The organism is Collimonas sp. PA-H2 (assembly GCF_002564105.1).
Lineage (GTDB): Bacteria > Pseudomonadota > Gammaproteobacteria > Burkholderiales > Burkholderiaceae_D > Collimonas.
In genome coordinates this window covers 4,203,444-4,226,659 of sequence record NZ_PDBX01000001.1, presented here as the reverse complement: position 1 = coordinate 4,226,659, position 23,216 = coordinate 4,203,444, and the positions used below count along the sequence as shown (strand labels likewise).

Here is a 23,216-nt window from a genome sequence, read left to right as displayed (position 1 = left end):
CAGCACTCCTGACGCCCTGGCGTCAATCCTTGTGTAGTCGTTCAAACCTGCTTTATCCGCGCTGCGCATTCTTCATCGATATCTGCTCGTTCAAAGTCCAGAAATCGTACAGCACGCCCAGCAAGAACAGTCCGCCGGTAAACAAATAGAGGATGCCGGTGAGCCACTTGCCCTGGTACATGCGGTGCACGCCGAAAAAACCGAGGAAGGTCAGCAGCAGCCAGGCCACGCTGTAATCGATGGCGCCGGCGGTAAAGCGCAGGTCGGCCTGGCGATTCATGCTCGGGATCAGGAAAACGTCGATCAGCCAGCCGATACCCAGCAGGCCGAGCGTAAAGAACCAGATGGTGCCGGTAACCGGCTTGCCGTAATAAAAACGGTGGGCGCCGGTAAAGCCGAAAATCCACAGCAGATAGCCCAGCACTTTGCTATGGGTATCGATCACGGAGCCGTCCGGACGGATATTATTCATGAATAAACTCTTTCAAATCGATAAAAATGCATTGCTTCGACCGGCCGCGACCGCAGCCGTGGCCGCCAACCCGCTATTTTGCACCAGGAACCAACAAAAAAAACCGTTTGCGGCATCTTGCTGCCGCAAACGGCTCTTCATTAATCGGATAATTCCTACTCTTCGCTAGCCGCCGGCCAGTCGCGGATATAGGCTTTCAGCATCTTGTTTTCAAAACCCTGGGCGTCCAGCACGGCTTTCGCCACGTCATAGAACGACATCACACCCAGCAAGGTGCGGGCATCCATGATCGGTACATAGCGCGCATGGCGCTCCAGCATGATACGGCGCACTTCATTGACTTCAGTATCCGGCGTCACGGTGATCGGGCTGTCGTCCATGTGCTTGCGCACCGTGTTGCTGCCTACCGCGCCGCCGTTCTGGTGAATCGCATTGAGCACTTCGCGGAAAGTCAGCATGCCGACCAGCGTACCGAACTCCATCACCACCAGCGAACCGATATCCTTTTCCGCCATCGTGTTGACAGCATCGATCAGCGGCGTTTCCGGCGTCACGGTGTAAAGGATATTGCCTTTGACTTTGAGAATTTCAGATACTTTCATGGTGCCATCCTGCCTTTGCTATGGTTGCGGGCGGCTATTAAAACCATCACGAGCGGCTCAAGGTCTGATCGAGAAGCAGAACTGTACTTTATCAATCAGTACAGTGAGCATCGCAGACCAGAGATTGCGCCGCGCAGTAGGTTTTTAGAGTTACCCTTATGCTTGTATGCAGAATGTAGCGTAAGCCAGAGCAAAAATCTACCGCGCAGCGCAGCATCCGCCCCTATATATCAAAAATAGAAGGAGACCTCCTACATCATGAGCAGCCCCCATTATCCCGGCTTCGACACCATGTCGCTGCATGCCGGCAGCGTTCCGGACCCTGCGACCGGCGCGCGCGCCACGCCGATCTACCTGACTTCGGCCTTTGTTTTCAAGGATTCAGATCACGCCGCGTCACTGTTCAACATGGAACGCGCCGGCCACGTTTATTCGCGCATTTCCAATCCCACCAACGCCGTGCTGGAAGAGCGCATCGCGGCGCTGGAAGGCGGCGTCGCCGGGATTGCGGTGGCCAGCGGCCAGGCCGCGATGCACCTGGGCCTGGCCACCATCGCCGGCGCCGGTTCGCATGTGGTGGCGTCGCGCGCGCTGTATGGCGGTTCGCACAACCTGCTGTCCTACACCATGAAGCGCTTCGGCATCGAGACCACCTTTGTCGACCCCAGCGATATCGATGCCTGGCGTGCGGCAATCCAGCCCAACACCAAGGTGCTGTTCGGCGAAACCCTGGGTAATCCGGGACTGGACGTGCTAGACATTCCGCGCATCGCCGCGCTGGCGCATGAGCATTACCTGCCGCTGATGGTGGATGCGACGTTTACCACCCCTTACCTGTTGCGGCCGTTCGACCATGGCGCCGATCTGGTGTTCCACTCGGCCACCAAGTTCCTGTGCGGCCACGGTACCGCGGTCGGCGGCCTGCTGGTGGATGGCGGCACATTCGACTGGCAGCAAGCCTATGAAAAAACCGGCCGCTTCGGCGAATTGTGCGAACCGTACGAAGGCTTCCACGGCATGGTGTTTTCGGAAGAATCGACGGTCGCGCCGTTTTCGCTGCGCGCGCGGCGCGAGGGCCTGCGCGATTTCGGCGCCGTGATGAGTCCGCACAATGCCTTCGCCATCCTGCAAGGCATAGAAACGCTGGGACTGCGCATGGAAAAGCATGTCGCCAATACGCGCAAGGTGGTGGAATTCCTGGCGGCGCATGCGGCGGTGGAGTCTGTCGCCTATCCGGAACTGCCTTCGCATCCCGGCCACGAACTCAGCAAGACGCTGCTGCCCAAGGGTTGCGGCGCTGTATTCTCGTTCAACCTGAAGGGCGACCGCGCGGCCGGCCGCCGCATGGTCGAATCCCTCAAGATTTTTTCGCACCTGGCCAATGTCGGCGACGCCAAATCGCTGGTGATCCATCCGGCTTCGACCACCCATTTCCGGGTGCCCAGCGAGCAGCTGGCCGCCGCCGGCATCAGCGAAGGCACCTTGCGCCTGTCGATCGGGCTGGAAAATGTCGAGGACCTGATCGAGGACCTGGCCTTCGGCCTGAAGATGTCGCAACGCGCTGAGCGCAAGGAGAAATAAGATGTTGCTGAAAACACATTTTCGCGGCGCCGAACACGATACCTATTGCTACACCGGCGGCAAAGCCTTCGATCCGGCGCTGCCGACCGCGGTCTTTATCCACGGCGGCCAGAACGACCATTCCGTCTGGATCCTGCAGACCCGCTATTTCGCCCATCACGGTTTCGGCGTGCTGGCGGTGGATTTGCCGGGACACGGCCGCAGCCAGGGGCCGGCGCTGGCCACCATCGAAGAATTGTCCGACTGGCTGTCCTGCCTGCTGGATGCCGCCGGCGTCAACAAGGCGGTCCTGATCGGCCACAGCATGGGCTCGCTGATTGCGCTGGAAAGCGCCGGCCGCGCCGAGAAATCCAGCCGCATCGCAGGTATTGCGCTGGTCGGCACCGCTTATCCGATGAAAGTCGCGGACGCCTTGCTGGACGCCGCCAACAATGCGCAGCAGAGCGCGATCGACATGGTGAATATCTGGTCGCACTCCACCATGTCGCCCAAGCCATCGGCGCCGGGACCGGGTTTCTATGTGCAGGGCGCCAGCCAGCGCCTGATGCAGCGCATCGCCAGCCAGTCGGCCGCCAAACCGACCGTGTTCTACACCGACTTTGCTGCCTGCAATGCCTACGCCAACGGCGAACAGGCGGCGCAAGCGATCACTTGCCCTACCCTGTTCTTGCTGGGCCAGCGCGACGTCATGACGCCGGCCAAGGCGGCCGCCGGCCTGATCGGCGCCATCAAGCAGGCCAAGGTGGTGCAGGTGGAAGCTTGCGGCCATGCCCTGATGGCGGAGCAGCCGGATGCAGTGCTGGATCAGCTGTTCAAATTTGCCAGTGCGGCGACAGTTGCAGCGGCCGCCATGGAAGACTAAGCTTAAAGGACGCAAGGATAAAGACGACCAAGTAGCAAGATCCAGCCACCGCCAGGAGACAGAATGCCTACCGTGCTTGAAAAAAAGTATGAGACTTTCGCCGAGTTCTACCCCAGCTACCTGAGCCAGCATAGCAACCGCACCTGCCGCCAGCTGCATTTCGTCGGCTCCACGCTGGCGCTGGCTTCCGTGGTCATGCTGGTATTTACCGGCAATTTTTACTGGCTGCTGGCGGCGCTGCTGTGCGGCTACGGTTTTGCCTGGGTCGGTCATTTCGCGTTTGAAAAGAACCGCCCGGCAACCTTCAGGCAGCCCTTGTATTCATTCCTGGGCGACTGGGTAATGTACTGGCAGATGCTCAGCGGCCGGGTATCTTTTTACTAACTATGTTTTATCAACAATGTGAAATCTTCTTCACAACAATGTGAACCGTTTATCCCGTAAAATTCGTTTCTTTGTTTTCCGGCATCGCCATGCATGCCATGGCGCGCCGTATAGCGACAGGAGTTTTAATGGGAACACCAGCTAGCGATCCATTACCGGCGCTGCTCAAGAAGCCAGACGCGACCGACGCCGCACCGGCCCCGGCTGCCGTGGCGCCACGCCGGCCGATGACCTCGTTCTTGATGAACTACAGCCAGCCGACTTATTCCGGCAGGGTGACGATCAGCTATTTCTGGATTTCAAGACTACCGCAGGGCGGCACGATCAAAGTTCGGGTTGGCTAGGGCCTGCAGCCTGCGTGAAATGCGCCGCCAGCGTCTGCTCCAGGCCGTGTTCGATGGCGCTTTCGACACATCGGTCGAGGCCGCTGTCGATGGCTCTGCCGGCGGCCGGATTCCATACGAACATGCGGTAGATGTCGGCCAGTTTCAGCACTTCCGTATTGGCTAGCAGGATCCAGCCGTCGACATTGATGCGCATTTTGCGGCCCCACTGGCTGCGCGTCGGCATCTCGGTCTGCACAGTGCCGACCCAGCCGGCTTCCAGCATCTGCTGCAGCAAGCTTTCCGACTCATCGAAGCCTAGCCGTGTAGCGCGCCGGATCTGTCCCGCATCAACCGCCGCCGAACTGCCGCGCATGCGGGCCTGGTGCAAGACCTGCAGCACCGCCATGGCGTCGACGAAAGCGCTGCCTGGCGACGGCACATGCCACCAGCGTTCGTACTTCACCACCGGCAGCGCGGCTGCCAGTAGCGCTCCCACCAGCGTGATCATCCACAGCATGTAGATCCACAAAAGGAATATCGGCAAGGCCGCCAGCGTGCCGTAGACCATGGTGTAGGTCGGGAACTTGATGATGTAGGCGGCAAACACGCGTTTGGCGATTTCAAAGGCGATACCGGCCAGCAAGCCGCCCCAGATCGCATCGCGCCAGTCGACGCGCTGGTTCGGCACCGCCACGTACAGCAGGGTAAAGGCGCCCGTGGTCAGCGCCACCGACAGCAGCGTATAGAACCAGCGCCCGATCCAGCTCACCACCAGGCCGTCGGCCGCCGCCGACAAATACGAGGTGACAGTGATCGAGACGCCGATCAGCAAAGGCCCGAGCGTGATGATGGCCCAGTACACCAGCACCCGGTGGATCCACGGCCGCTGCGTCTTGACGCGCCAGATGCGGTTGAACACGTGGTCGACGGTCGACATGGTCAGCACCGAGGTCACGATCAGCGCCACCCCGCCAACGGCCGACAGGCGCGCCGACTTGGTGGCAAACTGGTTCAGGTAGTCGAGAATCGTGCTGGCGAAACCGCGCGGCATCAGGTTGCGCACGAAATACTGCTCCAGCGCGGCGCGGAAGGTGCTGAACAGCGGAAACACGGTAAAAATCGCCAGCGCGATCGTCAGCATCGGCACCAGCGCCAGGATGGTGGTGAAAGTCAGGCTGCCGGCCACCTGCGGCAGGCGCTCCTCGTCCAGGCGGCGCGCCGCGAAGCGGAACAGATCGCGCAATTCCACCCAGGACAGGCCGCGCAGTCTGGAAAATTTTATTGACGTCATGCCTTACCTCATTTTGCCCGCCGCGGCACATCATGAAACCGGGCGCGGCATGCGTTTTGCACCATGAGTTGGCGCTAAAGCGCCCTATAATACCAAAATGAACTCATCTAACATTAACGTTATTACACCGATTCTGGTTTTGTACTATTCGCGCCATGGCTCGACCCGCAAACTGGCCGAACTGATCGGCCAGGGAATCGACTCGGTGGTCGGCTGCGAAGCCCGCCTGCGCACGGTGCCGGCGGTCTCCACCGTGACCGAAGCCAGCGCCCCCGATATCCCGGCCGAAGGCGCGCCCTATGTCGAACTGGCCGACCTGCATCAATGCGCCGGCCTGGCGCTCGGCTCGCCCACCCGTTTCGGCAACATGGCTTCCGCCATGAAGTATTTCTGGGACGGCACCAGCACCGAATGGCTGGCCGGCACCCTGGCTGGAAAACCGGCCTGCGTGTTCACCTCCACCGGCAGCCTGCACGGCGGCCAGGAATCGACGCTGATGTCGATGATGACACCCTTGCTGCATCATGGCATGCTGATCATGGGCCTGCCCTACACCCTGCCCGAACTGATGACCACCGCCAGCGGCGGCACTCCCTACGGCGCCAGCCACTGGTCCGGCATGAACGGCACGCAGCCGGTCTCCGCCGAAAGCCGCACCCTGGCCATCGCCCAAGGGCGGCGGCTGGCCGAAACCGCATTGAAGCTCAACCCAGCGGGGCCAAGATGACCACCAAACTGAAACCCGACACGGCAACCCACCCGCTGCCGCACGCCGCCCGCCAGCCGCGTTTCTTTTACCTGGGCGCGGTAACCAGCCTGCTGGCCCTGATCGCGCTGGGCCTGGCCTGGGAACTGGCGCTGGCGCCGCTGCGTCCCGGCGGTTCCTGGATGGTCCTGAAAGTCCTGCCCCTGCTATTCCCCCTGCGCGGCGTCCTCAAGCGCGACGTCTACACCATGCAATGGGCCTCGATGCTGATCCTGATCTATTTCACAGAAGGCATAGTCCGCGCCACCAGCGACAGCAACCTGATCAGCACAAGACTCGGCTGGCTGGAAGTAGCCCTCAGCACCATATTTTTCCTGTGCACCATTCTTTATTTACGCCCATATAAAAAGGCCGCCAAGGAAGTAGCGCAAGAAGCAATAAAGAAAGCGTCACGATAAAGCAGCCATGCAGCCTGAAACAAAGAGGCTGTGGATTTTGACGTTGGGGTTGAAGTTGTTTTTGAAGTTGCGGTTGCCGTTGCCGTTGCCGTTGCCGTTGCCGTTGCCGTTGCCGTTGCCGTTGCCGTTGCCGTTGCCGTTGCTTTTGACGTGCCCCGCATTGAGACGTTGCCAAATCCGGCGCGTGACAGCCGGGAATTGTGAGGGGCATGTTTGAGCCGAAAGCGAGTTTTGCCCCTCACCCGGCTGGCGCGCGCCGGATTTGGGGACCCGACCGGAGGGAGGGCAACGGCTTTGCGGTCGCCTTCTTTTTGGTTACTTTTTCTTGGCGAAGCAAGAAAAAGTGACTAGCTGCCGGGCTACCCCCGGCAAGCGTCCACGGAGTAGCAACCGTATTAACTAGCGACGACCGTTTAGCGAATTCCACCGTATGTACTCCGTAGCCAGTCAAATGGGGTCAGAGTAATTTTCGCAAAAGGCCGCGAAAAAAAACTCTGACCCCATTTGACTGCGGCGTGGCTGCGCATTTGACTGTTTTTTCGAAATTTTACGATATGAACAATGACGCTTTTCTTGCTGCTTGCCGTGATGCCATCGGCGACTCCCATGTGCTCACCGATGATGCCGACAAGGCCGGCTACCTGACCGACCAGCGCCAGCGCTATACCGGCCAGGCGCTGGCGGTCGTCAAGCCCGCCAATACCGAAGAAGTGGCCAGACTGGTCCAGCTCTGCAACCAGTTCCAGATCCCCATCGTCCCCCAAGGCGGCAACACCGGCCTGGTGCTAGGCAGCGTCCCCGACCAAAGCGGCCACGCAATCGTGCTGTCGCTAAAACGCCTCAACCAGATCCGCGCCATAGACCCAACAAACCACACCATCACCGCCGAAGCCGGCTGCATCCTGCAACAAGTACAAGAAGCCGCCGCAACAGCAAACCGCCTGCTACCCCTCTCGCTAGCCGCCGAAGGCAGCTGCACCATCGGCGGCAACCTCTCCACCAACGCCGGCGGCACCGCCGTCCTGCGCTACGGAAACACCAGAGAACTCTGCCTCGGACTGGAAGTCGTCACCGCCCAAGGCGAAATAATGCACGGCCTGCGCGGTCTGAGAAAAGACAACACCGGCTACGACCTGCGCGACCTCTACATCGGCGCCGAAGGCACGCTAGGCATCATCACCGCCGCCGTCCTGAAACTCTTCCCCCAGCCCAAAGTCCAGCTGACCGCTCTCGCCGCGCTGCCAAGCCCGGCCGATGCGCTGCGCCTGCTGACGCTGGCGCAAGAACGCTGCGGCGCCACCCTGACCGGCTTCGAACTGATGTCCGACCTGTGCCTGCAACTGGTCGCCAAGCACTTCCCGCAGCTGCAATTCCCCTTCGACCAACATCATCCCCACTACGTCTTGCTGGAACTATCCGACAGCGAACCCGCCCCCCATGCCAGCATGCTGCTGGAAGCACTGATGAGCGAAGCGCTGGAACAGAATATCTGCCAGGACGCCGTACTAGCCAGCTCCGGCGCCCAGTCGCGCGCCCTGTGGCAACTGCGCGAAAGCATCTCCTCGGCCCAAGCCAAGGAAGGCAAGAACATCAAGCATGACATCTCGCTGCCGATCTCCCGCATCGCCGAGTTCATCGTCGACACCGACGCCTTGCTGCAGCAGCACTTCCCGGGTTGCCGCAATGTCACCTTCGGCCACCTGGGCGACAGCAACCTGCACTACAACGTCTCGCCGCCCGACGACGTCCCGGCCGAGCGCTTCATCGAACAGCAGGCCGCCATCAACCTGCTCGTGCACGACAACGTCAACCGCATGGACGGTTCGATTTCAGCCGAGCACGGCCTGGGCGCGCTCAAGCGTGAAGAAATCCTGCGCTACAAATCGCCGGTGGAAATCGCATTGATGAAAACCATCAAGCAGGCGCTGGATCCCCTCAACCTGATGAATCCAGGCAAAGTCATTTAAAAACAGCCGCGCAAAAAGTTGCCGCCTTACAATCTGTTACACCGCCGCTGTCGTCGCATGCCCTCCAGCGGCCGTTAACCACCGATGTAAGCATCTATAAAGCAACGTGCAGAAGGCTGGACATGACCTCGACCATAAAACTCCCCGGATTGCTGTCCACGGCGCTGATGCTGGGCTGCCTCAGCACTGCCCACGCGCAAACCGCGCCGCTGAACGATTCGGAAAAAGCGCTGCATGTGCTGAACCGGCTGGCCTACGGCCCACGCCCGGGCGACGTCGACGCCGTCAGGCGCATGGGCATCAAGCGCTACATCGACCAGCAGCTGCGGCCCGACAGCCTGCCGCTGCCAGAAGAATTATCGGGAAAACTGGCAGGCTTATCGACTTATCAACTCAGCACCACCCAGCTCTACCAGCAATACGGCCCGCCCTCCTTCCCGCCCAACAGCGCCACTCCCGAAGAAAAGAACATGGCGCGCCAGCGCGCCAACAAGGACATCACGCCGCAAGCCCATTTTGCGCGCTTGTGGCTAGCTACTGAAAGCCCGCGCCAGCTGCAGGAAGTGATGACCGAATTCTGGTTCAACCATTTCAATGTGTTCGAAGGCAAAGACTGGGTGCGCTACTGGAACGGCGAGTATGAGAAAGACGTGCTGCGGCCGAATGCGCTGGGCAACTTCCGCCAGCTGCTGGGCAGCGTGGCTCATCATCCGGCGATGCTGTACTACCTCGACAACTGGCTCAGCAGCGGCGTCAACACGCCGGAAGCCAAGGGCCGCTTCAAGGGGCTCAATGAAAACTACGGCCGCGAGTTGCTGGAGCTCCACACCATGGGCGTCGACAGCGGCTACACCCAGGCCGACGTGATCGCGCTGGCGCGCATCCTGACCGGCTGGACCATCGATGAAAAAGCCATGAAGGACGGCCAGCCGGCATTTGCCTTCAATCCCAAGCGCCACGATTTCGGCGACAAGGTGTTTCTCGGCCAGACCATCAAGGGCAGCGGCGAACAGGAAGGCGAACAAGCGCTCGATATCCTGGCGCGCCATCCCGCCACCGCCCATTTCGTCGCCGCCAAGCTGGTGCAGTATTTCGTCTCCGACAAGCCGGAACCGGCCCTGACCGAGAAGCTGGCGCGCCGCTTCCTGGCTACCAACGGCGACATCAAGGCAGTGCTGCGCACGCTATTCGACAGTCAGGAATTCTGGGCCCGCGGCAATTACCAGACCCAGTTCAAGACGCCTTATCAATATGTGGTGTCGTCGCTACGCGCGACCGCGACGCCGGTGCTGAACGTCAAGCCGATCGATGGCGTGCTGAACCAGCTCGGGCAGCCGCTGTATGGCTGGCTGACGCCGGAAGGCTATAAATTCTCGGAAGAAGCCTGGCTCAATCCGGATGCTCTGCTGCGTCGTATCAATTTCGTCAACGGCCTGAGCAACGGCAAATCGCCGATCGCCCGCGCTGAAACGCCGCCGCCCGTGCCTGGCGCAGCCGCGCCGACGCCGACACCGGCGCCGATCACCTACGCCCCAATGCCGGTTGACCCGCAACAGCTGATGCAGACGCTGGCGCCGGCGCTGGAACCGCACAGCCTCGCCGCGATTACTGCCGCAGCGCCCAATCTACAGGTCGGCCTGATACTCGGCGGACCGGATTTCATGAAAAGATAGAGCCAGGAGCAAGCCATGAACCGTCGTGATTTCATACGCCAACTCGGCCTCGCCGGCAGCGGCGCCATCCTGATCCCGGTCGGCCTCTCCGGCTGCGTGGTGGCGCCGCCGAGCAAACCGCTGGCCAAGGCCAAGCCGGCGCCGCCGGTCAGCGTGGCAAGCACCGCAGACAGTCCGCTCTCGTACGGCAATCCGCTGCTGCGGCCGCATGCCGCCGGCGACGGCACGCCGCGCATGGTGGTGGTGTTCCTGCGCGGCGCCGTGGACGGCTTGAACGTGGTGGTGCCGCATGGCGATCACAATTACTACAAGGCGCGGCCGACCATCGCGGTATCGCGCCCGGGTACGCAAAACGGCGCCATCGACCTGACCGGCTACTTCGGCCTGCATCCGGCGCTGCAGCCGCTGCTGCCCTACTGGGAAGATGGCCGGCTGGCTTTCATCCACGCTTCCGGCTCGCCCGACATGTCGCGCTCGCATTTCGAAGCGCAGGACTACATGGAAACCGGCACCCCGGGCGAACACAATACCCGCGACGGCTGGATGAACCGGATGCTAGGCGTAATGCCGCCGTCACAGTCGCCAATGCAGGCGCTCACCCTTGGCGAATCGGTGCCGCGCATCCTGACCGGGCGCGCCGTGGTGGCCAACATGCCGACCGGACGCGACGCCACCCGCCCCACTCTGATCGACAAACCGGAAGTGAGCCAAGCTTACGCCGCCCTGTATGCGCAAGATGCCGCGCTTGGCAAGTCCTACCGCGACGGCATCTCGGCGCGCAAGGAATTGCTGGCCGACGCCAGCAGCTCGGAACAGAAGATGGCGAACAACGGCGCGCCGCTGCCGAACGGCCTGTCGATCGACACCGCGCGCCTGGGGCGCCTGATGCGCGGCAATCCCGAGATCCGCCTCGGCTTCGTCGCCGTCGGCGGCTGGGATACCCATACCAACCAGGGCAACGGCAGCGGCCAGCTGGCCGGACGACTGCGACCGCTGGCCGACGGCCTGGCGACGCTGGCGAACGAGCTGGGACCGGCTTTCAACGATACGGTAATTGTGGTGATGTCGGAATTCGGCCGCACCTTCCGCGAGAACGGCAACGGCGGCACCGACCACGGCCATGGCAACGCTATGTGGCTGCTGGGCGGCAATGTGCGCGGCCGCACCATCCACGGCCACTGGCCCGGCATCGATGATAAGTCCTTGAATGAGGGACGCGACTTGGCCGTCGCCACCGACTTCCGCGCCGTGCTGGCGACGCTGGCGGAAAAACATATGCGCATCGGCGATCCGGCCATGCAGAAACTGTTTCCGCAATATGGCGCGGGCAATCCGCATGCCTTGAATTTGCTGGTGTAGCCGGATTCAGGTATCGCAAATACTGCAGCTGTGGCCTTTGCAATTGTGCAGCACGCTGCTCCTGCCGGCGCCCGTATGGGTTCCCGGCCCGGCGGCTCCCCGTCCGGCCAGTTGCTCGGCGCCGTTACGCGCGCGCCAGCTTTCCGTCACACGCAGCTTGACATGGCCGCCCGTAAACATCGGTGAGGCAGGCGTGTCGCAGGCGCAATACGGACAAGCAACCGGACTCTCTAGCGCCTGCAGCGGCAACAGTCTTTCAAAGATGCCATCGCAATGGCTGCAGCGTATGTCATACAGTGGCATCGTATTGCCTCTTCAGTTAAATGCATTCACAGGAAAACCGGGCAGTATCGGTCTCACCCACCGTTGCTGCCGCGGCTGCTTCAGGGCTTGCGCCCCCAATAAGCGTTATCGTTCAACATGCCTTTCGGCGTAATATCCTGATCGAAGATCGAGGTCGGCAAAGACACCGTGCATGCGCAATTCGGAATATCGACAATTCCACCGATCCGGCCCTCTACCGGCGCCGCGGTCAGCAGCATGTAGGCCTGGCTGCCGGTATAGCCGAAGTGCGTCAGGTAATCGATAGCCTTGAGGCAAGCCTGGCGATAAGCGACAGTGGCGTCGAGATAATAGTTGACGCCATTCTCGACGCTGATCCCCTCGAAAGTCAGCCACTGTTCATAGTGCGGTTTAACGATGCTGGGCATGAAGATCGGCGAGGTGATGTTGTATTTCGCCATGCCGCCCTTGATCAGGTCGAAGCCGACATGGCTGACGCCATCCATTTCGATCGCACCGCAAAAGCCGATTTCGCCATCGCCTTGCGAAAAGTGCAAATCGCCCATGGAAAAGCCAGCGCCCTTGACATACACCGGGAAGAAAATCCGCGTGCCGGCCGACAGATCCTTGATGTCCGTATTACCGCCATGTTCGCGTGGCGGCACGGTACGCGCGGCTTCCTTCGCCATGCTGTCAAACTTGGCGCCGCTCAAGCCACGCAGTACCGCCGTGCTCGGATCCGGTGGCTTGGCCAATCCCTTGGCCGCCAGCGGCGCTTCGCGCCGGTTCCACTCGGCCAGCAGATCATGCGATGGCAGGCAGCCCATCAGGCCGGGATGGGTCAGGCCGGCTATCCGTACGCCTGGAATATGGCGCGACGTGGCGTACAAACCTTTCAGATCCCAGATCGCCTTGTCGGCATCGGGAAACGTATCCGCCAGGAAGCCGCCGCCGTTCTCTTTTGAAAACACGCCGGAAAATCCGACCGGCGTCACCGGCTGAATGTCGAGCAAGTCGATCACCAGCAGATCGCCGGGTTCTGCTCCTTCTACATGAAAGGGGCCGGTCAGTGGATGGGCACGAGTCAGGTCGACATTCCTGACATCGGAAACATCATCGTTATCCTGGATCTGGGCATCCAGGAAATCCAGCGATTCGATCAGAATCGACTCCCCCGGCTTGACCGATGACAGGAACGGCAGGTCGGGATGCCAGCGGTTATGTCCCAGTTCGGCTTGCAGCGCCAGGGGCACGCCAGGTTTGATCTTGAAATGTTGCATGCGACTCTCCTCTCGGTTAACACAATTCGTTCAATCGGCTCAATCAGGGCGGTTCATTCAGAAGGAATGCCTGGCATTGGACATTCCGGCGTGCCGGGTGCAGAACGGGTCAAGGCTTCGACCTGTCGCCGCGCCTGCTGCGGATCATTGACCCAGGTCTTGTAAAAATCGAAGGGACATTCCGCAACTCCTGCGGCAGCCTCGCCGGAATTGATCTTGCCGGTATAGCCGCGATGCAAGAGCTTGTAGAGATGATTTTGCGACTGCCAGTTGCGGCGCGCGTCACGGATCAGATTGACCGACAACTCGGCATACTGGATACCCATTTCTTCGGTTTCACACTCGCCCAGGGTGCGGCCGTCGAAGCCGATGATGGCAGAGTGGCCGAAGTACGAATAGACACCGTCGAAGCCCGCCGCATTGGCCACCGCCACGTAGACGTTATTCATCCAGGCCATCGCTTTCGACACCAGCACTTGCTGATCCTTGGCGGGATACATATAGCCCTGGCAGCGCACGATCAGTTCGGCCCCCTTCATCGCACAGTCGCGCCAGATCTCCGGGTAGTTGCCGTCATCGCAGATGATCAGGCTGATCTTCATGCCCTTGGGCCCCTCCGACACATACGTTGTGTCGCCCGGGTACCAGCCTTCGATTGGTGTCCACGGCATGATCTTGCGATACTTCTGGACAATTTCGCCATGATTGTTCATCAGGATCAACGTGTTGTAAGGCACCTTGTGCGGATGCTCTTCATGCCGTTCTCCGGTCAGCGAGAATACGCCCCAGACATTGGCTTGACGGCAGGCCGCGGCGAACAGGGCAGTTTCTTCGCCCGGGATCACTGCGGCAGTGTCGAACATTTCAGCAGAGTCATACATGATCCCATGCGTTGAATACTCCGGGAAAATGACCAGGTCCAATCCTGGCAGACCCTGCTTCATGCCCACCACCATCGCGGCGATATTGCGGACGTTGTCCAATACCTCTGCCCTGGTGTGCAAGCGCGGCATCTTGTAGTTGACGACCGCCACCCCTACCGCATCCTTGCTGCTGGAAATATCTCCATGTCTCATGTATCACTCCTGTCAATGTTCCATTTCACTCAACAACTCAACACACAACGGGCCGCTATACCGATAAATAGCGGCTGATGGTTGCCGCATCGACGTTGTCGCGCGTGTCTTCGTAGACAAAACGGCCCTTGTCGATCACCAGAAAGCGGTCGGCGATTTCCAGCGTAAAGCTCAGCACCTGCTCCGAGACGATGATGGTCAGCGCGCGTATCTTGCGGATCTCTTTCAGGCTGCGCGCTATATCCTTGATGATCGAGGGCTGGATGCCCTCGGTCGGTTCGTCCAGCAGCAGTACCTTGGGATTGGTCGCCAGCGCGCGCGCAATGGCTAGCTGCTGTTGCTGGCCGCCCGACAGGTTGCCGCCTTTACGGCTGCGCATGTCATACAGCACCGGAAACAAGGCATACAGCTCATCCGACACCTTGCCAAGCGCACTCGCCGGCAAACCGGTCTGGATGTTTTCAAGTACGGTCATGCCAGGAAAAATCATGCGGCCCTGCGGCACATAGGCAACCCCGTGCTCCACCCGCTGATAACTTTCCAGATTGCCCAGCTCCTGGCCCTCGATCTGAATGCTGCCTTCGCGCATCGGCAGAATTCCCATCAGCGTTTTAAACAAGGTGGTCTTTCCCATGCCGTTGCGGCCCATGACGGCAACGATCTCCTGCTTGGCCGCCGAGAGGTTGATATCGTGGATGACTTGGCTCTGGCCATAGCCAGAGGCGAGATGTGAAACATTGAACATAAGGACTCCACGGAATGCGTAAATGAATGGCCTGAGTTAATGACCTAAACTAATGGCCTAAATACACTTCAATCACTTTAGGATTGGCCTGCACTGACTCCATGCTGCCCTCGGCCAGGATTTTTCCCTGATGCAGCACGGTCACCTTGTGCGCAATGCTTTTGACGAACTCCATGTCATGCTCAATCACTACCACCGAACGGCCCTTGCTGATACGCCCCAGCAGTTCGGCGGTCTTTTCGCGCTCGGAAACACTCATCCCCGCCACCGGTTCATCCAGCATCAGCAATTCCGGATCCTGCATCAGCAACATGCCTATCTCCAGCCATTGCTTTTGCCCGTGCGACAGCAGATCTGCTTGCTGGTAAAGTTGCTGTTCCAGGAAAATTTCCCCGGCAACCGCCTCGACCCGCTCCACCACATCTGCGGTGCGCTTGAACATCAGGGCGCCGAACACTTTGCGGCCGCGCGGAAACGACATCTCCAGATTCTCGAACACGCTCAGGTTTTCATAAATGGATGGCGTCTGGAATTTACGCCCCACCCCGGCCTGGACAATTTCGTGTTCGCGCATCTTGGTCAGTTCGCGACTGTTGAACTGGATGCTGCCGGCGGTCGCCTGCGTCTTGCCGCAGATCAGGTCCAAAACGGTAGTCTTGCCGGCGCCATTAGGCCCGATCACCACCCGGACTTCATTTCGTTCCACATATAAATTCAAATCGTCGACCGCCTTGAAACCGTCGAAGGAAACAGTCAAGCCCTCAATCGCCAGCACCGGACGGTCGTTTGATGCGAAACCGATAGGATTACCGCTCATTGGGATGCCTCCAGATTGCCGTGGCCATGCTCAAGCTTGGCGTCCTTCTCAGGTTTTTCCGAGGGCAGTCTGGACACGACCGCCGCAGGCGCTGTTTTCTTCGCCGGCCGCCGCAGCCATCCGGTCAGGCTTGCCAGCAACGCCCTGCCATGGCTTTGATAAAGGCCCGCCAGGCCATTAGGGAAATACATGACGACGGCGATAAACAAGCCGCCCATCAGGAACAGCCACAGTTCAGGAAATGCTTCTGAAAAATAGGTCTTGCCGAAGTTCACCAGCAAGGTGCCGTACACCGCACCAAGCAATGACATGCGGCCGCCGACCGCTGCATAGATCACCATTTCGATGGAAGGCACGATGCCGACGAACGATGGCGACATGAAGCCGACCTGCAAGGTAAACATGGCGCCGCCGATGGCCGAGAACATCGCCGCGACACAAAACACGAACACCTTGAAGCTGGCGACGTCGTAGCCGGAAAAGCGCACCCGCTCTTCCTTGTCGCGCATGGCGACCAGCAAGCGCCCCAGTTTGGAGCTGAGGATGAAGCGGCCGATCAGGATGCACAAGATCAACAGCCCGGCATTCACGAAATACAAAATCAGCTTGGCCGAGTCGGTGCGGATATCCCATCCCATCAAGGTCTTCAGATCGGTAATGCCGTTGACGCCGCCGGTCAGTCCCTGCTGGCCGATAATCAGGATCGACAGGATGGCGGCGATGGCCTGGGTGACTATCGAGAAATAGACATCGCCGACGCGCCGCTTGAACATTGCCGCGCCGATCACCAGCGCCAGCAGAGCCGGCAACAACAGCACCGCCAGCAGGGTAAAGCCGAACGAATGAAACGGCTGCCACAGCAATGGCAGTTGCGTGATCTGGTTCCAATCCATGAAATCCGGAATGCCAGGAGTTGACTGGATCTTGGTGCTGAGCGGATCCGAGGCTTCCAGTTTCAGAAACATCGCCATGCAATAGCCGCCCAGCCCGAAAAACACGCCCTGTCCGAGGCTGAGGATGCCGCCATAGCCCCAGCACAGCACCAGGCCGACGGCGACAAAAGCATAGGCGAGATATTTTCCGACCAGGTTCAGCCGAAAAATATCGAACGCCAGCGGGAATACCACCAGCAACAAGCTCGCCAGAATCAACAAGCCGAGCATTCCGGACTTTCCACCTAATATTTTTTCGTATGCAGCAATCATGGAGCGCCTTTCGAGTGCATCGATTAGGTTCATTTACGGATTTTTGCGGCAAACAAGCCTTGCGGCCGCAACAGCAAAATCAGGATCACGGCCGACAGTGTCAGTACTTTGGCCATTGACCCGGTCAGGAAAAATTCCGCCGTCGACTGTGTCTGCGCGATCGAGAAGGCCGAGGCAATCGTGCCCAGCAGACTTTGCGCACCGCCGAACACCACTACCAGGAAGGTGTCGACGATGTACAGCGAACCGCTGGTCGGACCGGTGGAACCGATGGTGGTGAACGCCGCGCCGGCAATCCCGGCGACACCGCAGCCGAGCGCGAAGGTGCTGCGGTCTACCTTGCGGGTATTGATGCCGACTGCGCCGCTCATCAGACGGTTCTGCATGGTGGCGCGCACTTGCAGACCCCAGCGCGAGCGAAACAGCAACAGGAAAATCACCCCGGTCAGCACCGCAGTCAAACCCATCATGAACAAGCCGTTGATGGGTATGTCGATGTTCTCGGTCGGCTTGAACGATCCCATCAGCCAGTCCGGCAATGTAGCGCTGACCTCCTTGGCGCCGAAAATCGAGCGGAAGGTCTGCTGCATTGCCAGACTCAAACCCCAGGTCGCCAGCAGCGTGTCCAACGGCCGCTTGTACAGGCGGCTGATCATCAGCCACTCCGTGATATAGCCGACGATGTAGGCGGTGATGAAAGACAGCGCAATCGCGGCAAAGAAATAGTAAGGCTGCAGGCTAGGCGCATACAAGGTGGTCAGCTTGGACAGCAGGTAGGTAATGTAGGCGCCGATGGTGAGAAATTCGCCATGCGCCATATTGATCACGCCCATCTGGCCAAAAATGATGGCAAGTCCGAGCGCCATCAGCAGCAGGACGCAAAATACAGACAGGCCGTTGAAACCCTGCATGGCGAAAATGGCGCCGAATTCGGAGAGTGAAACCACGGTGACTCCTTACCAGGTTACAGGTGACGCGATCCGGTGTCGCGCTTGCGATACCGGATCGTTGAAACACGAAAAGAAATTTATTGATAACCTTTGGGGAAAGGATTCGGCTCGATCAGATCCGATTCGTAGATCACCTTGAACTGGCCATCCTTCTGCGCTTCGCCAATCCGGGTCTTGCTCCACAGATGATGATTGGCATGTACCTTCACATAGCCTTCAGGCGCGGTTTTCAGCTCCAGTCCCGGCGACGCCGCGACCACCTTGTCGACATCGAAACTACCGGCCTTTTCCACCGCTGCCTTCCACAGCCATGGCCCCAGGTAAGCGGCCTGGGTGACATCGCCGATGACCGAATTGGCGCCGAACTTGGCTTTGAATTCGGCCACGAATTTCTTGTTGTTCGGATTGTCCAGGCTCTGGAAATATTTCATCGAAGCGTAGAAGCCTTCGACGTTTTCACCGCCGATCCCGAGCATCTCGTCTTCCGTTACCGAGATCGTCAGCAGGTTCTGGGTCTTGGCCGTCACCCCCGCAGCCTTGAGCTGCTTGTAGAATGCGACATTGCTGCCGCCGACGACGTCGGCAAAAATCACATCAGGCTTTTTCAGTTTGATCTTGTTGATCAGCGAACCGAACTGGGTATTCCCGAGCGGGTAATATTCTTCGCCGACCACCGAGCCCTTCAGGACATTTTCAATGTGCTTGCGGGCGATCTTGTTGGAGGTGCGCGGCCAGATGTAATCCGATCCGACCAGAAAGAATGTCTTGGCTTTCTTTTCCTTGGCGACCCAGTTGAGCCCCGCCAGTACTTGCTGGGTGGCTTCCTGGCCGGTGTAGAAAACATTCTTGGATTGCTCCAGGCCTTCATAAAAAGTCGGGTAGTACAGCAAGCCGTTGTCTTTTTCGAATACCGGCAGCACCGCTTTGCGCGAAGCCGAAGTCCAGCAGCCGAACACCGCGGCGACATGATCGCTCTCCAGCAGCTTCTTGGCTTTTTCTGCAAATGTCGGCCAGTCGCTGGCGCCGTCTTCCTGGATGATCTTGATCTTGCGCCCCAGGATGCCGCCCATCGCATTGATCTGGTCGATCGCCAGCCGTTCTGCCTGGATAGAGCCGGTCTCGCTGATCGCCATGGTGCCGGTAGCCGAATGCAACTGGCCGACGGTTACTTCGGTATCGGTTATCGCCAGCTTGGTGGTATTGATTTTTGCCGTGGCCGGCGACTGCGCGAAAGCCAGTGCCGGGATTGCCATCGCGGCGCTGACTGCCAGGCCCAGCAACACTTTGCGGCGCTGGGACGACGAGATATCGGATGAAGAACGATGCGACATGCAGTACTCCTTTCGGGAGGTTACGGTTATATGGCAAAAACAAACTGGTGGCAGAGACGCTGGCAGCATTCACCGATAGGCGACTGCTGCGTCTGGTTCTGTTCGTTCTGGACTGGAGATTAGGATTTGCACTGCGGCGCAACAATACGTCGTTTGACGTAACGGCCGTAAAGCCGCCGGGAAAAACGCATGCACAGCCATGCAGCGTCAGCGCATCACGCTGGTGCGAGCGAAGGATGGGCAATTTGTCCGGCCGATGATTTTGATATTGGACAGGCAAGCAACGGCGCTCTGTTTTGGCGCGGCATGGTCTCGCCGTTATCTCCGCAACATCTTTCATCTACGTCAAATGACGTATGCCCCAGCGGCCAAATTGGTTCGAAAATTGCTTACATTGAATCCGGGTTTCAATCAGTTCTGACCGAGAAAAAGTGAAAATTTCCGCCACGCAACGTATCGTCAAGGTTCGCCGCGACTACAACACCTGGGTCGGCAACGAGACGCTGGAAGACTACGCATTGCGATTTACGCCGCTGTCATTTCGCAAGTGGTCGGAATTCCGGCTGGCCAACACCGCTCTCGGCGCAGTCTCGTTCCTCGCGCTGGAAGCCATCAGCGGCACAATTACGCTCAACTACGGTTTCACCAATGCCTTCTGGGCAATTGTCTGCGTCAGCATATTGTTTTTCCTGACAGGATTGCCGATCAGTTACTACGCCGCGAAATATGGCGTAGATATGGATTTGCTAACACGCGGCGCCGGGTTCGGCTATATCGGGTCGACCATCACATCGCTTATCTACGCCTCGTTCACTTTCATTTTTTTTGCGCTTGAAGCATCCATCATGGCGCAAGCCATCCAGCTGTATTTCGGCCTGCGGCTGGAACTGGGCTATATCATCTGCGCGCTGGTGATCATCCCGCTGGTGACCTATGGCATTACCCTGATCAACCGCCTGCAGATGTGGACCCAGCCGCTGTGGCTGATATTGCTGGCGCTGCCCTATATCTGTGTGTTGCACAAGGAGCCGGATGCACTCGCCAACCTGATGACCTTCGCCGGCAAAGCCGAGAACGGCAATACCTTCAGCCTGCTGCTGTTCGGTTCGGCGGCGACGGTGGCTTTTTCATTGATTGCCCAGATCGGCGAACAAGTCGACTTCTTACGCTTCTTGCCGGAAAAGACAGCGGCCAACCGTATCCGCTGGTGGAGCGCTTTGCTGCTGGCCGGACCCGGCTGGATTCTGATTGGCGCCGCAAAAATGATAGGCGGCGCCTTGCTGGCTTTTTTGGCGATCCAGCACGAAGTGCCGATGGAAAAGGCGGTCGAGCCAACGCAAATGTTCCTGATCGCCTATCGCTATGTATTCTCCGATCCGGCCTGGGTGCTGGCAGCAGCTACGCTGCTGGTGGTGGTGTCGCAGATCAAGATCAATGTCACCAACGCCTATGCCGGTTCACTGGCCTGGTCCAATTTTTTCGCCCGCCTCACGCACAGCCATCCGGGGCGCGTGGTATGGCTGGTCTTCAACGTGCTGATCGCTTTGCTGCTGATGGAAATCGGTGTCTTCAAGGCTCTCGAACATGTGCTGGCCTTATATGCGCTGGTCGCCATTTCCTGGATCGGCGCGGTAGTTTCCGACCTGGTGATCAACAAGCCGCTGGGCCTTAGCCCTCCACATATCGAATTCAAGCGCGCGCACCTGTATGACATCAATCCGGTCGGCGTCGGCGCCATGGCGATCGCTTCGATCTTTTCCGCAATTGCTTTGTTCGGCGCATTCGGCCAGCTAGCGCATGCAATGGCGCCATTCATCGCGCTGGGCAGCGCGATGCTGATTGCCCCCTTGATCGCCTATCTGACTAAAGGAAAATACTACATCGCCCGCCACGACCAGTTGGCCGACACCCACCGCGGCCAACTGGAATGCGTCATCTGTGAAAACACTTTCGAGACGCCGGACATGGCGCACTGCCCGGCATATCAAGGCGCTATCTGTTCGCTATGCTGCTCGCTGGATGCGCGCTGCAACGACCGCTGCAAGGAATCGTCGCGCATGCCCGACCAGATCTTCCAGACCTTGCGCGGCTTCCTGCCCGAGCGTTTCACGCTCAAACTGAATACCCGCATCGGCCACTACCTGATCGTCTTCAGTCTCTTGTCGGGCGGACTGGCAGTGGTCTTGTGGCTGCTGTATTACCAACAGGCAGTCAGCGTGCCCGGCTCGCCGGATTCGATGCTGACGGTCTTCGTCAAATTGTTTGCCTCCTTGCTAGTATTGATCGGGGTCGGTTCATGGTGGCTGGTATTGACCAATGAAAGCCGCAGCGTCGCCCACGAGGAATCGGAACGGCAAACCAACCTGCTATTGCAGGAAATCGACGCCCATAACCAGACCGATGCCGCCCTGCAGCGCGCCAAGGAAGCCGCGGAGGCCGCCAATCTTGCCAAGAGTCGCTTCGTCACAGGCATGAGCCACGAGTTGCGCACGCCGCTTAACAGCATTCTCGGCTACGCCCAGATCCTGCAGGTAGACCACGCGATTCCGGAAGGACGGCGGGATGCAATCGGCGTCATCCGCCGCAGCGGCGAGCATTTGCTGAGCCTGATCGACGGTTTGCTGGATATCGCCAAGATCGAGGCCGGCAAGATGCGGCTGGCATCAGACGAGCTAGCGCTCAACGAATTTCTCGAGCAGATCGTGCAGATGTTCAGCCCCCAGGCAGAGCAGAAGGGCCTGGCATTCCGCTTTGAGAAAATCGGCCGGATTCCTGAGGTGGTCCAGGTCGACCAGAAGCGGCTGCGCCAGATATTGATCAACCTGCTCGGCAATGCGGTCAAATTCACCGATGCCGGCAACGTGATTTTTCGCGTGCGCCACGCGCGCGAGATCACTTATTTCGAGATCGAGGATAGCGGCATCGGCATTGCTGAAGAAGACATCGCCCGCGTATTCTTGCCGTTCGAGCGCAGCAGCGCCGCCAATCTGCGCGAAGACATCGGCACCGGGCTCGGGCTGGCTATCAGCAGCATGCTGACGCACATTATGGGCGGTGAACTGTCAGTCCAAAGCAGCATCGGCCGCGGTAGTACATTTCAATTGAAGATCTATCTTTCCGAGGTGCGCTCGCCACGCCGTCGCATCAAGCTGGAGGACCAGATGTCCGGCTATCTCGGGCCGCGCAAGCGGGTGCTGGTAGTGGACGACCAGCCGTCCCAGCGTGCCGTACTGAGCGCCATGCTGGCGCCGCTAGGATTCGCGATGACCGAGGTCGCCAGCGGCGCCGCCTGCCTGGCAGAAATCGCCCGCTCCGTACCCGATCTGGTACTGCTGGATATCGCCATGCCGGCCATGGACGGCGGCGCTGTCTGCCGTGCAATACGCGCCCAAGGACATGCGACGCTGCCGATCATCATCGTTTCCGCCAATGCGTTCGAGAGCACGCCGGAACAGATCGATCCGCTCAGCTATAACGATTTTGTGGTCAAGCCGGTATCGTTCAACGACTTGCTATCGAAAATCAAGCTGCATCTGAAAGTAGACTGGATTTCCGATCCTGCGCTCAAGCCCGCCGCTCCAGCCCCCGTCTCCAGCACCATGCTGGTCATTCCTTCCAGAGAAAAACTGCAGGCGCTGGTCGAACTGGCTGCTATCGGTTACGTCAAGGGCATTCTCGGCAAACTGGATGAAATCGAGCAGCAAGATCAGGTCTACCAGCCGTTCACCAGCGAAATGCGTGAACTGGTAAAGCGCTTCCGCCTGAACGATTTCACCGCACGCATTCATGGCTTGATCCGCGATGACCTCGAGCAAGCGCCTCTCAAACAAAAAGCCGGCAGTCTTTAAT

Annotated in this window: 23 protein-coding genes; 12 read left to right on the top strand and 11 right to left on the bottom strand. The window is 59.2% G+C overall.

The window, feature by feature from the left end; genetic code table 11:
- Nucleotides 1-52 precede the first annotated feature (52 nt).
- Nucleotides 53-472, bottom strand: coding sequence for a TM2 domain-containing protein (locus BCF11_RS19425; RefSeq protein WP_098496203.1), 420 nt, complete (start codon nt 470-472; stop codon nt 53-55).
- Between the two features lie 155 nt (nt 473-627).
- Nucleotides 628-1,074, bottom strand: a complete 447-nt coding sequence (locus BCF11_RS19420; protein ID WP_098496202.1) for a CBS domain-containing protein — start codon at nt 1,072-1,074, stop codon at nt 628-630.
- Nucleotides 1,075-1,332: 258 nt separating this feature from the next.
- Here BCF11_RS19420 and BCF11_RS19415 point away from each other — a divergent pair, with 258 nt between their 5' ends.
- The 4 genes from BCF11_RS19415 to BCF11_RS19400 all read left to right on the top strand — a co-directional run bounded on the left by BCF11_RS19415 (nt 1,333) and on the right by BCF11_RS19400 (nt 4,245).
- Nucleotides 1,333-2,655 carry an O-acetylhomoserine aminocarboxypropyltransferase gene (locus BCF11_RS19415; protein WP_098496201.1) on the top strand — a complete coding sequence of 441 codons (1,323 nt, stop codon included), beginning with the start codon at nt 1,333-1,335 and terminating at the stop codon, nt 2,653-2,655.
- A gap of 1 nt (nt 2,656) precedes the next feature.
- Nucleotides 2,657-3,517 (top strand): alpha/beta fold hydrolase, encoded by an 861-nt coding sequence (locus BCF11_RS19410; protein ID WP_098496200.1) that lies wholly within the window; start codon nt 2,657-2,659, stop codon nt 3,515-3,517.
- A gap of 63 nt (nt 3,518-3,580) precedes the next feature.
- Nucleotides 3,581-3,901: a DUF962 domain-containing protein gene (locus BCF11_RS19405; RefSeq protein WP_098496199.1), complete on the top strand. Its 321-nt coding sequence runs from the start codon at nt 3,581-3,583 to the stop codon at nt 3,899-3,901.
- A gap of 128 nt (nt 3,902-4,029) precedes the next feature.
- The gene (locus BCF11_RS19400; protein ID WP_098496198.1) at nt 4,030-4,245 is read left to right on the top strand and encodes a hypothetical protein; all 216 of its coding nucleotides are present in this window, start codon (nt 4,030-4,032) and stop codon (nt 4,243-4,245) included.
- On the opposite strand, the gene BCF11_RS19395 is transcribed toward BCF11_RS19400, so the two are convergent.
- Entirely contained in the window at nt 4,226-5,518 is a 1,293-nt protein-coding gene (locus tag BCF11_RS19395; protein ID WP_098496197.1) for a YihY family inner membrane protein, read from the bottom strand. The two genes, BCF11_RS19400 and BCF11_RS19395, sit on opposite strands and share 20 nt — an antisense overlap.
- Before the next feature lie 97 nt (nt 5,519-5,615).
- Between BCF11_RS19395 and wrbA the strand changes: the two genes are divergently transcribed.
- The 6 genes from wrbA (at nt 5,616) to BCF11_RS19370 (ending at nt 11,681) form a co-directional block, all read left to right on the top strand.
- On the top strand, nt 5,616-6,245 hold the full coding sequence (gene wrbA / locus BCF11_RS19390; protein ID WP_098496196.1) for an NAD(P)H:quinone oxidoreductase: 630 nt from the start codon (nt 5,616-5,618) through the stop codon (nt 6,243-6,245).
- On the top strand, nt 6,242-6,682 hold the full coding sequence (locus BCF11_RS19385) for a DUF2069 domain-containing protein (protein WP_098496195.1): 441 nt from the start codon (nt 6,242-6,244) through the stop codon (nt 6,680-6,682). The genes wrbA and BCF11_RS19385 overlap by 4 nt, the downstream gene beginning before the upstream one ends.
- Nucleotides 6,683-6,712: 30 nt before the next feature.
- Nucleotides 6,713-6,886, top strand: coding sequence for a hypothetical protein (locus BCF11_RS28035; protein WP_158229234.1), 174 nt, complete (start codon nt 6,713-6,715; stop codon nt 6,884-6,886).
- Nucleotides 6,887-7,236: 350 nt separating this feature from the next.
- The gene (locus BCF11_RS19380; protein ID WP_098497589.1) at nt 7,237-8,649 is read left to right on the top strand and encodes an FAD-binding oxidoreductase; all 1,413 of its coding nucleotides are present in this window, start codon (nt 7,237-7,239) and stop codon (nt 8,647-8,649) included.
- 122 nt (nt 8,650-8,771) lie between these two features.
- On the top strand, nt 8,772-10,322 hold the full coding sequence (locus BCF11_RS19375) for a DUF1800 domain-containing protein (protein ID WP_098496194.1): 1,551 nt from the start codon (nt 8,772-8,774) through the stop codon (nt 10,320-10,322).
- 15 nt (nt 10,323-10,337) lie between these two features.
- Entirely contained in the window at nt 10,338-11,681 is a 1,344-nt protein-coding gene (locus BCF11_RS19370) for a DUF1501 domain-containing protein (protein ID WP_098496193.1), read from the top strand.
- A gap of 6 nt (nt 11,682-11,687) precedes the next feature.
- Here the strand turns inward: BCF11_RS19370 and BCF11_RS19365 are convergent, their stop codons facing one another.
- The 8 genes from BCF11_RS19365 to urtA all read right to left on the bottom strand — a co-directional run bounded on the left by BCF11_RS19365 (nt 11,688) and on the right by urtA (nt 19,367).
- Nucleotides 11,688-11,984: an FmdB family zinc ribbon protein gene (locus BCF11_RS19365; protein WP_098496192.1), complete on the bottom strand. Its 297-nt coding sequence runs from the start codon at nt 11,982-11,984 to the stop codon at nt 11,688-11,690.
- Between the two features lie 80 nt (nt 11,985-12,064).
- Nucleotides 12,065-13,243 (bottom strand): formamidase, encoded by a 1,179-nt coding sequence (fmdA, locus tag BCF11_RS19360; protein ID WP_098496191.1) that lies wholly within the window; start codon nt 13,241-13,243, stop codon nt 12,065-12,067.
- A gap of 53 nt (nt 13,244-13,296) precedes the next feature.
- A complete protein-coding gene (locus BCF11_RS19355) occupies nt 13,297-14,319 on the bottom strand; it encodes an aliphatic amidase (RefSeq protein WP_098496190.1) in 1,023 nt (340 codons plus the stop codon).
- A 55-nt stretch (nt 14,320-14,374) separates the two neighbouring features.
- Nucleotides 14,375-15,064 (bottom strand): urea ABC transporter ATP-binding subunit UrtE, encoded by a 690-nt coding sequence (gene urtE, locus BCF11_RS19350; RefSeq protein WP_098496189.1) that lies wholly within the window; start codon nt 15,062-15,064, stop codon nt 14,375-14,377.
- 49 nt (nt 15,065-15,113) lie between these two features.
- Nucleotides 15,114-15,881 (bottom strand): urea ABC transporter ATP-binding protein UrtD, encoded by a 768-nt coding sequence (gene urtD, locus BCF11_RS19345; RefSeq protein ID WP_098496188.1) that lies wholly within the window; start codon nt 15,879-15,881, stop codon nt 15,114-15,116.
- Nucleotides 15,878-17,086: an urea ABC transporter permease subunit UrtC gene (gene urtC / locus BCF11_RS19340; RefSeq protein ID WP_098496187.1), complete on the bottom strand. Its 1,209-nt coding sequence runs from the start codon at nt 17,084-17,086 to the stop codon at nt 15,878-15,880. The genes urtD and urtC overlap by 4 nt, the downstream gene beginning before the upstream one ends.
- Before the next feature lie 29 nt (nt 17,087-17,115).
- On the bottom strand, nt 17,116-18,033 hold the full coding sequence (urtB, locus tag BCF11_RS19335) for an urea ABC transporter permease subunit UrtB (RefSeq protein ID WP_098496186.1): 918 nt from the start codon (nt 18,031-18,033) through the stop codon (nt 17,116-17,118).
- Nucleotides 18,034-18,113: 80 nt separating this feature from the next.
- Nucleotides 18,114-19,367, bottom strand: a complete 1,254-nt coding sequence (gene urtA, locus BCF11_RS19330) for an urea ABC transporter substrate-binding protein (RefSeq protein ID WP_098496185.1) — start codon at nt 19,365-19,367, stop codon at nt 18,114-18,116.
- A 189-nt stretch (nt 19,368-19,556) separates the two neighbouring features.
- Here urtA and BCF11_RS19325 point away from each other — a divergent pair, with 189 nt between their 5' ends.
- Together BCF11_RS19325 and BCF11_RS19320 are read left to right on the top strand one after the other, a co-directional pair.
- On the top strand, nt 19,557-19,802 hold the full coding sequence (locus BCF11_RS19325; protein ID WP_143751381.1) for a hypothetical protein: 246 nt from the start codon (nt 19,557-19,559) through the stop codon (nt 19,800-19,802).
- Nucleotides 19,799-23,215, top strand: coding sequence for an ATP-binding protein (locus BCF11_RS19320; protein WP_098496183.1), 3,417 nt, complete (start codon nt 19,799-19,801; stop codon nt 23,213-23,215). The genes BCF11_RS19325 and BCF11_RS19320 overlap by 4 nt, the downstream gene beginning before the upstream one ends.
- The last annotated feature ends 1 nt before the right edge of the window (nt 23,216 follow it).

Coding starts and splice junctions, on each gene's coding strand:
- BCF11_RS19385 (WP_098496195.1), top strand. CDS start 6,242: ATGACCACCAAACTGAAACCCGACACGGCAACCCACCCGCTGCCGCAC.
- fmdA (WP_098496191.1), bottom strand. CDS start 13,243: ATGCAACATTTCAAGATCAAACCTGGCGTGCCCCTGGCGCTGCAAGCC.
- BCF11_RS19425 (WP_098496203.1), bottom strand. CDS start 472: ATGAATAATATCCGTCCGGACGGCTCCGTGATCGATACCCATAGCAAA.
- BCF11_RS19405 (WP_098496199.1), top strand. CDS start 3,581: ATGCCTACCGTGCTTGAAAAAAAGTATGAGACTTTCGCCGAGTTCTAC.
- BCF11_RS19415 (WP_098496201.1), top strand. CDS start 1,333: ATGAGCAGCCCCCATTATCCCGGCTTCGACACCATGTCGCTGCATGCC.
- BCF11_RS19370 (WP_098496193.1), top strand. CDS start 10,338: ATGAACCGTCGTGATTTCATACGCCAACTCGGCCTCGCCGGCAGCGGC.
- urtC (WP_098496187.1), bottom strand. CDS start 17,086: ATGATTGCTGCATACGAAAAAATATTAGGTGGAAAGTCCGGAATGCTC.
- BCF11_RS19410 (WP_098496200.1), top strand. CDS start 2,657: ATGTTGCTGAAAACACATTTTCGCGGCGCCGAACACGATACCTATTGC.
- BCF11_RS19375 (WP_098496194.1), top strand. CDS start 8,772: ATGACCTCGACCATAAAACTCCCCGGATTGCTGTCCACGGCGCTGATG.
- BCF11_RS19355 (WP_098496190.1), bottom strand. CDS start 14,319: ATGAGACATGGAGATATTTCCAGCAGCAAGGATGCGGTAGGGGTGGCG.
- BCF11_RS19380 (WP_098497589.1), top strand. CDS start 7,237: ATGAACAATGACGCTTTTCTTGCTGCTTGCCGTGATGCCATCGGCGAC.
- urtA (WP_098496185.1), bottom strand. CDS start 19,367: ATGTCGCATCGTTCTTCATCCGATATCTCGTCGTCCCAGCGCCGCAAA.
- BCF11_RS19420 (WP_098496202.1), bottom strand. CDS start 1,074: ATGAAAGTATCTGAAATTCTCAAAGTCAAAGGCAATATCCTTTACACC.
- BCF11_RS19400 (WP_098496198.1), top strand. CDS start 4,030: ATGGGAACACCAGCTAGCGATCCATTACCGGCGCTGCTCAAGAAGCCA.
- urtE (WP_098496189.1), bottom strand. CDS start 15,064: ATGTTCAATGTTTCACATCTCGCCTCTGGCTATGGCCAGAGCCAAGTC.
- BCF11_RS19325 (WP_143751381.1), top strand. CDS start 19,557: ATGCACAGCCATGCAGCGTCAGCGCATCACGCTGGTGCGAGCGAAGGA.
- BCF11_RS19365 (WP_098496192.1), bottom strand. CDS start 11,984: ATGCCACTGTATGACATACGCTGCAGCCATTGCGATGGCATCTTTGAA.
- BCF11_RS19395 (WP_098496197.1), bottom strand. CDS start 5,518: ATGACGTCAATAAAATTTTCCAGACTGCGCGGCCTGTCCTGGGTGGAA.
- wrbA (WP_098496196.1), top strand. CDS start 5,616: ATGAACTCATCTAACATTAACGTTATTACACCGATTCTGGTTTTGTAC.
- urtD (WP_098496188.1), bottom strand. CDS start 15,881: ATGAGCGGTAATCCTATCGGTTTCGCATCAAACGACCGTCCGGTGCTG.